The sequence below is a fragment of the Trichloromonas sp. genome, assembly GCF_034006665.1.
GTDB lineage: Bacteria > Desulfobacterota > Desulfuromonadia > Desulfuromonadales > Trichloromonadaceae > Trichloromonas.
Genome location: NZ_JAVESI010000065.1, coordinates 1 through 11,769, shown reverse-complemented (window position 1 = coordinate 11,769; position 11,769 = coordinate 1). Strand labels below are relative to the sequence as shown.

The following is an 11,769-nucleotide window of genomic DNA, read 5'->3' as shown; positions in this document are numbered from 1 at the left end:
CCCCAGGGAGGAGCGCGGTTCTCCTGAGAGGTCTTTGCGCACCCCTCGAACAAGGCGTGCAGAGTTTACAAAAATGACATAAAGACCGTGTCAAGAACTTTTTTCAAATTTTGTGCTGAATAGTTACTGTCAATGAAGATTTTTTTCATCACTTTTGCGCTGAAATTTAAATTAAAGTAAATAGCCTTCTCGTCTGAACAGGTGGAGCGAGTTGGGTAGGAGCTTATTCGAGGGTGTCGGATTGTCAGAGATGAATACTAATAAATGTAACTCTATCTGCGGGGTCAATTCTTTAGTTTGGCACTGTAAGTGCATTAATGAATCGCCAAAGGCAAGACAAATGGCTTGAAAAATAAGAGCAACTTTATCTTGGGGGATTTTTGACCCAGGCACGACGGCAGGAGGAGTTATGACTATGCGTGGAGAAGAGACAGCCTGTTTGCAAGACTTCAGCGTATCGAAAAGCCACGTGGCGGGTTTCGAGGATCAATGCTGGGAGCGGATCGCCCATCTGCAGGGCCGCTCCCGCCAAGGACTCTGGGGCCTGACCCTTTTTGTCCTGCTCAGCGCCGGTATCTATGCCGCGCCGGCGGCGACGATGGTCATCTCCCCGCAAATGTTCGATCTGCTTGGGCCCTCGCCGCCGGTTTCATTGATCAGCCTGGCGCTGGTGATCTACTGTTTCTCGGCGCTGGTTCTGGCCATGCCGCGCATCGTCGACGGCGACGAGCGTTATCGCGGTTGGTCGATGCTCGGTTATCTGGCCTGTTTTTATGGATTTTATTTCTACGCGGGAGCGCTGGAAGTGAATTTCTGGGCGGTTTTTGCAACCGGGGCGCTGCTGCTGAGCTTGGAATTCGTCGGCGTGTCGATTTATTGCCGCGCCGCCGTGCGCGAGGAGAAGGCCGCCATCGAGCGCCATCGTCGGCTGGCGGAAATGTGATTTCCGGGTTTTTGGCGACCGCCAATGGAGCGGATTAAATAGTCGGTTTAATGGCGACCCCCCGTACGGCAAATGGCTGAACGGGGGGTCGCTTTTTGTTCGTGGGGCCGATGAAAAACGCCCGTGGGGGGCTAGAGACAGACGCGCAGAACCTGCTCCAGATCGGTAAGGCCCATGAAAACCTTGGCCAGCCCGTCCATCTTTAGGGTAGTCATGCCGTCTTCCAGGCCAATATGCCGCAGTTCCTCGGCGGTGGCCTGGCGTTTGATGGCGCGTTTGAGGTTTTCCGTTCCCATCAGCAGTTCGTGAATCCCGAGTCGACCGGAATAGCCGGAATCTTCGCAGCGGGGACAGCCGACCTTGCGCATCAGGGTGAGGTTTTCGCTGTACGCGGGCATGTTGTGCATCTTGAACCACTCCTGGCCGTAGTGCTGAACCAAGTCCTCGTACTCTTGGCGGCTGGGGTGGTAGGGCTGTTTACACTCGTTACAGAGCTTGCGGGCGAGACGCTGGGCGAGGACGCCGAGCATGGCCTCGGCGAAGTTGATGGGGTCCATGCCCATTTCGATGAGACGCACGACCGTTTCCGGGGCGCTGTTGGTGTGCAGGGTGGAAAAGACGAGGTGGCCGGTCAGGGAGGCCTCGATGGCGGTTTTCGCCGTTTCCGCGTCGCGCATCTCGCCGATCATGATGACGTCCGGGTCGGCCCGCAGGAAGGAGCGCAGCGCCGCTTGGAAGGTGAAGCCGATCTTGGCGTTGACCTGCACTTGGCGCAGGCCGGCCTGGGTGATTTCCACCGGATCCTCGGCGGTCCAAATCTTGCGCTCGGGGGTGTTGATGTGACCCAGGGCCGAATGCAGGGTGGTCGTCTTTCCCGAGCCGGTGGGACCGACGCAGAGAATCACGCCGTAAGGCTTGGCCAGACATTCCTTGAAATTCTTTAAATTGTTGGCGGAAAAGCGCAGATCTTCCAGGGGCAACGCCTTGGCGTTGGCGAGAAGCCGCAGCACCGCGTCTTCCTGGCCACCCACCGAGGGGGTTATTTCGAGGCGGAACTCGAGGTTGCGGTTGCCCGAGCGGATCATGATCTTGCCGCTTTGCGGCCGGCGGCGTTCGGCGATGTCCAGGCGCGACATAATTTTCAGGCGGGAAAGAATCGCGTGCTTGAAGGTCGCGGAAACCTGATGGGCGACGCGGCAGACCCCGTCGATGCGGTAACGGATACGGAAAGGGGCGTTGCCGATCCCCGGTTCGAAGTGGATATCCGAAGCGTTTTTCTGAAAGGCGTCGATGAGAATGTTGTTGACCAGTCGGATGATTTGGCTATCCGCCTCGGAGAGCTTGTTCTCCTCTACTTCCTCCTCGATGGTGACGATATCTTCGGTCAACTCGCCGATGAGAGTACCGACGTCATCCTTGGGCGCCGTGGTCGCGGGATAATATTCTTCAATAGCTTTGGCGATCTGGGCGCGGGTGGCGACGCCAAGCTCGATGCGGCAGTTGGCGCTGAAGCGCAGGCTGTCGATCAGGTTGGGATCGGTGGGGGAGGCGGTGACCACGATCAGCAGGTCGCTCTTTTTTTCGATGGGCAGCACTTGCAGACGGTTGACGATTTCCCCGGTTAGGGTTGCCAGGGCTTCTCGACTGGGAACGATCTGCTCCAGATTGACGTAGCGCAGACGGAACTTCTCGGCTAGGGCATTGAGCAGCTGGTCCTCGGTAATCAGGCCGCGTTCAATGAGCAGCTCGCCGACACGTTTTTTCTTGCCGTCCTTCTGGGTAGCGACGGCTTCCTCGACCTGCTGCCGGGTGACCAGACCGGCGGCGACCAAGATGTCGCCGATGCGGGCCTTGGCCAGGGCCCGCCCCCGGTCGGTGGCGGTGGCCACGGTCCGGTCGATGGTCTCTTGGGGAATATTGTTTTGTTCGGCCAGGATCTCCCCGACCCGGCGGGTGCGCAGTTTCTGCTGCACTTCCAGGGTCTTCTTCATTTCGTCGGGGGTGACCAGCCCCTTGGCTTCGAGATAGTCACCGAGAAACTTGCGGTTTTTGCGGTCCCTGATGCCGTGGTTGCAGAAAAAGATGCGCATCCAGGGGCTGCCGGTGTCGACGGGAACGGCGAAGAACCCTCCGGAAATTTCCTGACGGGGAGGGATGTTCACCTGGTAACGCACACCGGTTACCGTTTCCACTTCATCCATGGTGTCGAATTTGGCCGGCGGCAGCTTACCACTCAACGGATCCCGGTGAAAGAGGATGCAGGTCAGGTCGGGCAGAGGATAGCCGAGGCGGATGTCGGTATCCTCCAGCAGCACTTTGATCTCGTTGGCGGCGGGGTCGAAGGCTTCGGCGAGGGTGGCCGTGAGCTCTTCGCCATCCATGAAGTTCAGGGTAATCTGCTGTTTGCGCATAGTCAGTCAGGCCTCTGGATGTTGTTGACAAAGACTTCACGGGGGCGGCTAGTGCCGTCCGACGGGCCGACGATCCCTTCCTGCTCCATCTTTTCGATCATGCGCGCCGCCCGGTTGTAGCCGAGGCGCAGCCGCCGTTGCAGCATGGAGATGGACGCCTGGCGGGTTTCCGCGATCAGGGCCAGGGCATCGTCCCACTTTTCGTCGTATTCCTCTTCCCCGTCGTTGCCGTTATCCGTGGACGGCGGGGCGGCGAGAATCGATTTGTCGTACTCCGGCGTTCCCTGTTTTTTGAGGAAATCCACGACCCGCTGCACTTCCAGCTCGGAGACGAAGGCCCCGTGTACCCGTTGCAGGGCGCCGGTGCCCGGCGGCAGAAAGAGCATGTCGCCCATGCCGAGCAGGGTTTCCGCCCCCATCTGGTCGAGGATGGTGCGGCTGTCGATGCGGGAGAAGACCTTGAAACTGATCCGGGTCGGGAAGTTGGCTTTGATCAGTCCGGTGATGACGTCGACGGAGGGTCGTTGGGTGGCGAGAATCAGATGGATGCCGGCGGCCCGGGCCATTTGCGCCAGGCGGGCGATGGATTCTTCAATCTCGCGCCCGGCGACCATCATCAGGTCGGCGAGTTCGTCGACGATGACCACGATGTAGGGCAGATGGCCGTGGTCCAGCTCTTCTCCCTCGGCGATGGCCACCGGCGGCAGTTCCTCCTCCACGGCCTCCACCGGCTCGACGATGAGCTTCTCCTGGGCCTTGAGGGCGGCTTTGTCTTTCTCTTCCTTGGCGATTTTCTTGTTATAACCGTCGATGTTGCGCACGCCCTTGTCGCTCATCAGCTTGTAGCGCCGCTCCATCTCCCGCACCGCCCAGCCCAGGGCGAGGGCGGCCTTTTTCGGGTTGGTCACCACTGGCAGGAGCAGATGGGGAATCCCCTCGTAGATGGAAAGTTCGAGCATCTTCGGGTCGACCATGATGATGCGCACCTCCTCGGGAGTGGCCCGGTAGAGAAGGGAGAGGATCATGGTGTTGATGGAGACCGACTTGCCGCTGCCGGTGGAGCCGGCGACGAGCAGGTGTGGCATCTTCGCCAGGTCGGAGACGACGGTGCGGCCGAAGATATCCTTGCCCAGGGCCATGGGGAGCTTGCCGCCGGTCTTCTGGAACTCCTCCGACTCGAAAATCTCCTTGAGGTAGACCGTTTCCCGCTCCTTGTTGGGGATCTCGATGCCGACCACGCCCCGTCCGGGAATGGGTGCGACGATACGGATTGAAAGGGCGCGCAGGGCCATGGAGAGGTCGTCGGAGAGGCCGGCGATCTTGTTCACCTTGACCCCCGGCGCCGGGGAAAACTCGTACATGGTCACCACCGGCCCCGGCTTGACCTCGACCACTTCGCCGTCGACGTTGAAATCCTTGAGTTTGCTCTCCAGGATCTTGGCGTTGGCCATGAGTGCGTCGCGGTCGATGGGCGTGGGCGGATCCCCCTCGTGAGCGAGCAGGGACAGGGACGGCTTGTGATAGGTGCCCGAGGGTTCAAGAAAATCGAAGGCTTCCTGTTCGGGCGGCGACTCCTCCTTGCGTTTTTTCTTTTTCGCCGGCGGCGTTACCTCCAGCGGACGTACCGGAGGCGCGACGATGGTCGGTTGTTCCTGTTTCTCCTTGCGCCGGCGGGCGCGCAGTTCGCGCTGAGCGGCGTGCTGCTCGCGGCGACGCTCCAGTTGGCCGCCGACGCGCGCGGCCATGCCTTCGAGAAAGAGCACCATCGAAAAACGGGCGCCGAGCATCAGCGAAATGAGAAAGAAGACGAAGAGGAAGATGCCGGCGCCGGTGACGTTCAGGTAGCGGGAGAGGATCTCCGCCAGCAGCCGCCCGGCGGCGCCGCCCGCTTCCTCGATCCGCTGGCCGAAGATGACGATCTCGTGAAAGCGCAGGGCGATGAGCCCCGCCAGGGAGAGGATCAGCATCAGCACCGCCCCCCCCTTGTAGAGACGCACCTTGATCGAACGGAATTTAAGCAGGCGCCAGGCGAAGAGAAAGCAGGCCAGGGGCAGGACCAGGGCGACCAGCCCGAGGATCTGGATGAACAGCTCGGCGAGATAGGCGCCGACCATTCCTCCCCAGTTGCGCACGACGCTGGAGGTGATGTTGCTGTTGAAGGAGGGGTCCGAGGGATGAAAAGACACCAGGCTGAGCAGGACGAAGATCCCGACGGCTAGGCAGAGGACGCCGGCGATCTCTTTTTGCAGATGTTCCCGAATCAGTGGCGGTTTGTTCTCAGGCATCAGCGCTTCCGATTACAGAGTGAGGATCAAAGCCAAGCTGCCCGCCAGCCAGCAGTAGAGGGCGAAGGCGAAGAGCCGGCGCTTGCGGATGACCGCCAGCAGAAAGTGGATGGAGAGCATGCCGGCGGCAAAGGCGACGGCGGTTCCCGTCAGGTAAAGGGGGAACTCCCCGGTAGGGACAGCGTGCAGGTCACGCAGGGAGAGCAGAGCCGCGCCGAGGACGGCGGGGAGTGCCAGCAAAAAGGAGAAGCGCGCCGCCGTCTCACCGTCGACGCCGCGCAGCAGCAAGGCGGCGATGGTCGAACCGGAGCGGGAGATGCCGGGGATGATGGCACAGCCTTGAACGGTGCCGACCACCAGGGCATCGAGGAGCGTCAGATCCCTCTCCTTGCGGGTGCCCCGGCGGAATTTTTCCGAGACGAAAAGCAAGGTGCCGGTAACCAGCAGCATCAGAGCGATCAAGGGAATGTTTTCGAACATCGCTTCGAAGTAATCCTTAAACGTCAACCCGATGAGCGCCGTTGGCACCGATCCGGCCAGCAGCAGCAGCAACAGCCGGCGGTGCAGCGCCGCCTCCTCATCCTGACGGAACGGGGAACTCAGCAGCTGACCGAGGTCGCGGCGGAAGTAGAGAATCACCGCGAACATGGTGCCGAGGTGCAGCAGCACATCGAAGAGAATGCCCGGCTGCTCGAAGCCGGGGAGCATGTGCTGAGTCATGGCCAGATGCCCCGAGGAGGAAACCGGCAGAAATTCGGTCATGCCTTGAATCAGGCCAAGCAGCAGAGCGTGCAGCAGCGTCATGGAAATCCTTGATTCGTTACGTTGGTTTTTGGTCGGGGCGGCCGGTGTCCGCCCTTTTTGGGTTGAATCCGAAATTCGGGTGAACCTTGTGTTTGCCCTTACGCGGAACGGTTTGTCGGCGGCCCGGTTACAACTCCAGAATCACCGGCAGGATCATCGGCCGACGTTCGATGGTGCGGTTGAAGAAGCGTCGCAGGCTCTTGCGGACCTCGACCCGCAGTTCCTCCCAGTCGCTGAGCATGGCCAGGCTGTGTTCGGCCAGGGTAGCGCATACCGCCTGACGAGCCTGTTCGAGAAATTCGCCGCTCTCTTCCTCGGTGACGAAGCCCTTCGTGTGGATCGTCGGTCCATAGAGGATTTCGCCCGTTTTCTGGTTGATCGCCAAAATCACGATGACCATGCCGTGGTTGGCCAAGCGGCTGCGGTCGCGCAGCTGCATGATGCCGACATCGCCGACCCCCTTGCCGTCGACGAAGATTCGTCCGCTTTCCAGACGCTCTTCGCGGCGCAGACCGTTTTCCGAAACCAGCAGCGGCTGGCCGTTTTCCAGGACGACCGCGTTCTCCGGCGCCACCCCCATGCGTCGAGCCAGCTGCGCATGTTTAACCAGATGCCGGTATTCGCCGTGAACGGGGACGAAGTAGCGGGGCCGAACCAGGGAGTGGACGAGTTTCAGCTCTTCCTGGCTGGCGTGGCCGGAGACGTGAACCTCGCTCGTCGTTTCGTAGAAGACCTCGGCGCCGCGCCGGTAGAGATGGTTGATGAGATCGGAGATGGCCTTTTCATTGCCGGGAATAAACTTGGACGAGAGGATGACCGTATCCCCCGGTTCCAAGCTGAGCTGCTTGTGGTCGTCCATGGCGATGCGCGCCAGAGCCGACAGCGGTTCTCCCTGGCTGCCGGTGGTGATGACCAGCACCTGGTCGCGGGGGATGTCCCGCAGATCACGCAACTCGATCAAGGCCGAATCGGGGATGTTCAGATAGCCGAGCTTGCGAGCGATGTCGGTGTTCGTCACCATGCTGCGGCCATTGATCAGCACGCTGCGCCCGCAGGCGACCGCCGCGTCCACCACCTGCTGAATGCGGTGGATGTTGGAGGAGAAGGTTGCGACCATGACCAGGCCGCCGCAACCGGGGAGAATCTGCTGAAAGGCCTCGCCGACCACCCGCTCCGAGAGGGTATAACCCTCCTTTTCGACATTGGTCGAGTCGGCCAGCAACAGCAGCACGCCCTCCTCGCCGCACTGGGCAAGCCGGGGGAGATCGGTCGGCTGACCGTCCACCGGAGTCTGGTCAAGTTTGAAGTCGCCGGTATGGATCACCGTCCCCGCTGGGGTGCGGATGATCAGCCCGGCACCGTCGACGATGGAGTGGGCGGCGCGGTAGAACTCCACTGCGAAGACCCCGAGCCGCACGCTTTCCCGCGGCGCCACCGTCTCCAGGCGGGCGCGGCCGATGAGCTTGTGCTCCTCCAGTTTGCCGCGCACCAGTCCCAGGGTCAGGGCCGTGCCGTAGATCGGCGGGCAGCCGAGGGTTTCGTAGAGAAAGGGAATGGCGCCAATATGGTCCTCGTGGCCGTGGGTCAGAACCAGCCCGCGGATGTCCGCCTCCCGCCCGGCCAGGGCGGAAACATCGGGTATGACCAGATCGATCCCCATCATGTAGGCTTCGGGGAACATCAGGCCGCAGTCGATGAGGAGCAGATCCCCCCGGCATTCGAGGACCATCAGATTCAGCCCGATTTCCCCCAGCCCGCCCAGGGGCAGAAGGCGCAGGGCGTCGGGATGCAGTTCCGGAGCCTGGGCCAGGGTGGTCATGGGCGCGCCTCCAGGGCGGTGCCGATTCGCTCCTGCACGGTCGCAAGCAACTTCTCGGTATCGGCGGCGGCCAGTTCGGCGGTGGCGATGGCCGGTAAAATGCGCACCTCGATCAGCCCGCCGTGAATGCGGCAGCCCGACTTGGGCATGACCGCGAAGCTCCCGAAAATCGCCACCGGCTGCACCGGCACACCGGCCTTGAGGGCGATCAGAAATCCCCCTTTCTTGAAGGCTTGCAGGCTACCGTCGAGGGAGCGGGTGCCTTCGGGGAAGATCACCACCGAAGCGCCGTCACGGATGCGTTTCGCCGCCTCGGTCATGCTGTGCAGAGCCTTTTTGCGGTCGGAACGATCCAGCGGAATGTAGCCGATGCGGCGCATGGCCAGGCCGAAGAGAGGGATGTGGAACAGTTCTTCCTTGGCCAGCCAGCGAAACTGCTCCGGCAGTCCGGCGAAGAGCGCGAGAATATCGAAGTTGCTCGCATGGTTGGACATATAGATGACCGGCTCGCCGGCGCGCAGATGCTCCCGGCCGCTGACCTTGAGCCGCACCCCGGCCAGGTGCAGCCCGACCCGGGCCCAGAGCCGCGCATAGTTGTGCAGATAATCGGGGCTGATAAAGGAGAGGGGAACGCCGGTGACGATGACGAAAAGGGTCCAGGGGATGAGAGTGACAAAATAAAAAATGGTACGAATCATGGATTGGTAAGTCTCCGCAAATGCTCGAATAGGTTAGTTTAGTGGCACCGGCAGAGGGAGTCAAACCTTTTCCGGAGAGGCTTTACAGCAGGGCGATACTCGTTAGACTTGGCCGAAGTTTGTCTTAAGTGCGCTGAAGCGAGAATTCAGCCGGCAGAAGCCTTCAGTTTGTCGGCGTGTCCCTGGGAGGAAACCTGCCCTTTGAAAAACACCGGTCCGGATGGCGCCATCAAGTTTTACATCGTCGGTGGCGGTATCGCCGGTCTGGCCAGCGCCGTCTATCTCATTCGCGAGGGGAGATGTCCGGGGAGCGCCATCACCATTTTCGACGGCGCGGGAATCTGTGGCGGCGCCCTCGACGGTTCCGGAACCGCCGAGGACGGCTACCTGATACGCGGCGGGCGGATGCATGAGCGGCATTTCGTCTGCACCTGGGACTTGCTCTCCGCCATTCCCTCATCGGAAGACCCGGCAATTTCGGTCAAAGAGGAAGTCTTCGCCTTCAACCGGCGGGTGGTGTCGCATTCCCAAGCTCGGCTGCTCAAGGCGGGACGGAAGATGGATGTCTCCTCTTATGGCCTGAGCAAGCGCGATCTTTTCGCCTTGATCAGACTGGTCATGCGCTCCGAAAAGTCTCTTGGCGGCAAGCGCATCGACGAATGGTTTATCCCGACATTTTTCGATACGGTATTCTGGCTGCTCTGGAGCACTACCTTTGCCTTTCAGCGCTGGAGCAGTCTTGCCGAAATGCGCCGCTATGCCATTCGTTTCATGCATCTGCTGCCCGGCTTCAACCGGCTGGAGGGGATACTTCGCACCGTCTACAACCAGTATGACTCGGTGATCCTGCCGATCGAAACCTGGCTCAAGACACAGGGCGTCAACTTCGCGCTGAATACGCCGGTGGTCGATATCGACTTTGCCTTTGATGGCAGCTTCCAGCGCGCCACCGCGTTGCATTATCTCTGCGGGAAGGGGCTGGAAACGATCGAGCTTGCGGCGGGCGATCGCCTGTTCGTTACCCTCGGTTCCATGGTGGAGGCCTCCGCCATGGGCAGTATGACCATGGCGGCGCCGCTCAGGGAGAAGAGTGCCACGGGATTATGGGCGCTATGGGAGCGGATCGCCGCGAAGGGGGATGCGTTCGGTCGTCCTCGGGCATTCTGCGGGCAGGTAGCGCAATCGAAGTGGATGTCCTTCACGGTCACCCTCAAGGATCCCACCTTTTTCGAGTACATGGAGCGCTTCACCGGGAACCGGCCGGGAACCGGTGGGTTGGTGACGCTCACCGATTCCAACTGGCTCATGTCGGTCGTGCTGGCCTACCAACCGCACTTCCGGAATCAGCCCGCTAACGTCTTTGTTTTCTGGGGGAATGGTCTGCTGCCTGACGCTCCGGGGAATTTTGTGGCGAAGCCGATGTCCGAGTGCCGTGGTGAGGAGATCCTGATCGAGCTCTTTTCCCACCTTGGTATCCTGGAAACGATGCGGCCACGGATGGGGGAAATGAGTTGTGTCCCTTGCATGATGCCTTATATCGACAGTGAATTCATGCCGCGCGTTGCCGGTGATCGCCCACGGGTGATCCCGGGGGGTGCGACCAATTTCGCTTTTTTGGGTCAGTTTGTCGAAATCCCGAACGATTGCGTCTTTACCGTGGAATATTCGGTGCGGTCAGCGCAGACCGCGGTCTTTGGCCTGCTCGGCCTTGACCGCGAAGTCTCACCGATCTATCGCGGCGATCACGATATCTGCGTGCTCCGCGATGCCCTGAAGGCATTACGGCGCTAAGGGGAGGTGTTACGGCCGTTTTCCCATCCTCTCGGCTTGGGCGACAAGATGTTCCTGCTTGCCTTTCCCGGTTTGCCCCTGACGACAGAGCGGGAAAATCGTCGAGGCAACAGGAGGGATTCACGATCCACAATTGATCGGCACTGCGGCGAGGAGAAATAGCTTTAATTCAAATACGGCGGCATGTATGATATGGGTTCGTTTGCCCCCCCGTATCTCATAAACTAAGCCATTCGCGGGGTTCGAGAGGGGCCGGCCGTCGCCGCGGATGGCGTGTAGTGTTTGGTGATAAACGCTTTTGGCATTTTACATCCAGTTTGTGGAGGAATCGCATGTCCGTTAACAAGGTTATTCTCGTCGGCAATCTCGGCAAGGATCCCGAACTTCGTTATACCCCCTCCGGCGCCGCCGTTGCGACCTTTTCCCTGGCCACGTCCGAGCGCTACAAGGACCGCGACGGCCAGCAGCAGGAAAAGACCGAGTGGCACAACATCGTCGCCTGGCGGCAACTGGCCGAGATCTGCGGTAAATATCTGCACAAGGGGCGGCAGGTCTATATCGAAGGGAAAATTCAGACCCGTTCTTACGACGATAAAGACGGCAACAAGCGCTACATCACCGAAATCGTCGCCGACCAGATGCAGATGCTCGGCAACCGCGGCGACGAAGGCGGCGGTCAGCGCGACAGCGGCTACGCCCCCCGGGGCGGCAACCGCCAGGAAAGCCGGCCTGCCCAAGAGTCCCAGCGTTCGACTCCGGCAACCCCGGCCTACGAAGACTTCGCCGATCCGCCTTTTAATCCGGATGATGATATTCCTTTCTAAACTTCCGATTTCAGATACTTAGAAAAGAAAAGAACGGCTGCCGGCCTTTGCGTCGGCAGCCGTTTTACTTGGTGCGCCAGGCATGGCGCGTGGTGCGTAAGCACCAGATGATTGATCGTGGTGGTCAATCGTTGACTTGGAGGTGAAAGTCCTCTACGGACCCTGATGACGGGAACCGTTAGCTGAACGGCAAG

The 11,769-nt window shown here is 60.4% G+C and carries 9 protein-coding genes; 3 read left to right on the top strand and 6 right to left on the bottom strand.

The window, feature by feature from the left end; all coding sequences use genetic code 11:
• Nucleotides 1-409 precede the first annotated feature (409 nt).
• Complete coding sequence (locus tag RBR25_RS16480) at nt 410-943, top strand: menaquinol oxidoreductase (protein WP_432820644.1); 534 nt, start codon at nt 410-412, stop codon at nt 941-943.
• Nucleotides 944-1,074: 131 nt separating this feature from the next.
• Here the strand turns inward: RBR25_RS16480 and RBR25_RS16475 are convergent, their stop codons facing one another.
• From RBR25_RS16475 to RBR25_RS16455, 5 genes are all read right to left on the bottom strand, one after another.
• The gene (locus RBR25_RS16475) at nt 1,075-3,354 is read right to left on the bottom strand and encodes a GspE/PulE family protein (RefSeq protein WP_432820643.1); all 2,280 of its coding nucleotides are present in this window, start codon (nt 3,352-3,354) and stop codon (nt 1,075-1,077) included.
• Between the two features lie 2 nt (nt 3,355-3,356).
• Nucleotides 3,357-5,639: a DNA translocase FtsK gene (locus RBR25_RS16470; RefSeq protein WP_432820642.1), complete on the bottom strand. Its 2,283-nt coding sequence runs from the start codon at nt 5,637-5,639 to the stop codon at nt 3,357-3,359.
• A 12-nt stretch (nt 5,640-5,651) separates the two neighbouring features.
• Nucleotides 5,652-6,443: an undecaprenyl-diphosphate phosphatase gene (locus RBR25_RS16465; protein WP_432820641.1), complete on the bottom strand. Its 792-nt coding sequence runs from the start codon at nt 6,441-6,443 to the stop codon at nt 5,652-5,654.
• A 127-nt stretch (nt 6,444-6,570) separates the two neighbouring features.
• Nucleotides 6,571-8,262: a ribonuclease J gene (locus RBR25_RS16460; RefSeq protein WP_432820640.1), complete on the bottom strand. Its 1,692-nt coding sequence runs from the start codon at nt 8,260-8,262 to the stop codon at nt 6,571-6,573.
• Entirely contained in the window at nt 8,259-8,960 is a 702-nt protein-coding gene (locus RBR25_RS16455; protein WP_432820639.1) for a lysophospholipid acyltransferase family protein, read from the bottom strand. The genes RBR25_RS16460 and RBR25_RS16455 overlap by 4 nt, the downstream gene beginning before the upstream one ends.
• Nucleotides 8,961-9,161: 201 nt before the next feature.
• On the opposite strand from RBR25_RS16455, the gene RBR25_RS16450 reads away from it, so the two are divergent.
• The gene (locus RBR25_RS16450; RefSeq protein ID WP_432820638.1) at nt 9,162-10,751 is read left to right on the top strand and encodes an oleate hydratase; all 1,590 of its coding nucleotides are present in this window, start codon (nt 9,162-9,164) and stop codon (nt 10,749-10,751) included.
• 332 nt (nt 10,752-11,083) lie between these two features.
• On the top strand, nt 11,084-11,575 hold the full coding sequence (locus tag RBR25_RS16445) for a single-stranded DNA-binding protein (protein ID WP_432820637.1): 492 nt from the start codon (nt 11,084-11,086) through the stop codon (nt 11,573-11,575).
• Here RBR25_RS16445 and RBR25_RS16440 read toward each other — a convergent pair.
• A partial coding sequence (locus RBR25_RS16440; protein ID WP_432820636.1) for a hypothetical protein occupies nt 11,572-11,769 on the bottom strand: 198 nt, incomplete at its 5' end. The genes RBR25_RS16445 and RBR25_RS16440 overlap by 4 nt on opposite strands.

Coding starts and splice junctions, on each gene's coding strand:
- RBR25_RS16480 (WP_432820644.1), top strand. CDS start 410: ATGACTATGCGTGGAGAAGAGACAGCCTGTTTGCAAGACTTCAGCGTA.
- RBR25_RS16475 (WP_432820643.1), bottom strand. CDS start 3,354: ATGCGCAAACAGCAGATTACCCTGAACTTCATGGATGGCGAAGAGCTC.
- RBR25_RS16470 (WP_432820642.1), bottom strand. CDS start 5,639: ATGCCTGAGAACAAACCGCCACTGATTCGGGAACATCTGCAAAAAGAG.
- RBR25_RS16465 (WP_432820641.1), bottom strand. CDS start 6,443: ATGACGCTGCTGCACGCTCTGCTGCTTGGCCTGATTCAAGGCATGACC.
- RBR25_RS16460 (WP_432820640.1), bottom strand. CDS start 8,262: ATGACCACCCTGGCCCAGGCTCCGGAACTGCATCCCGACGCCCTGCGC.
- RBR25_RS16455 (WP_432820639.1), bottom strand. CDS start 8,960: ATGATTCGTACCATTTTTTATTTTGTCACTCTCATCCCCTGGACCCTT.
- RBR25_RS16445 (WP_432820637.1), top strand. CDS start 11,084: ATGTCCGTTAACAAGGTTATTCTCGTCGGCAATCTCGGCAAGGATCCC.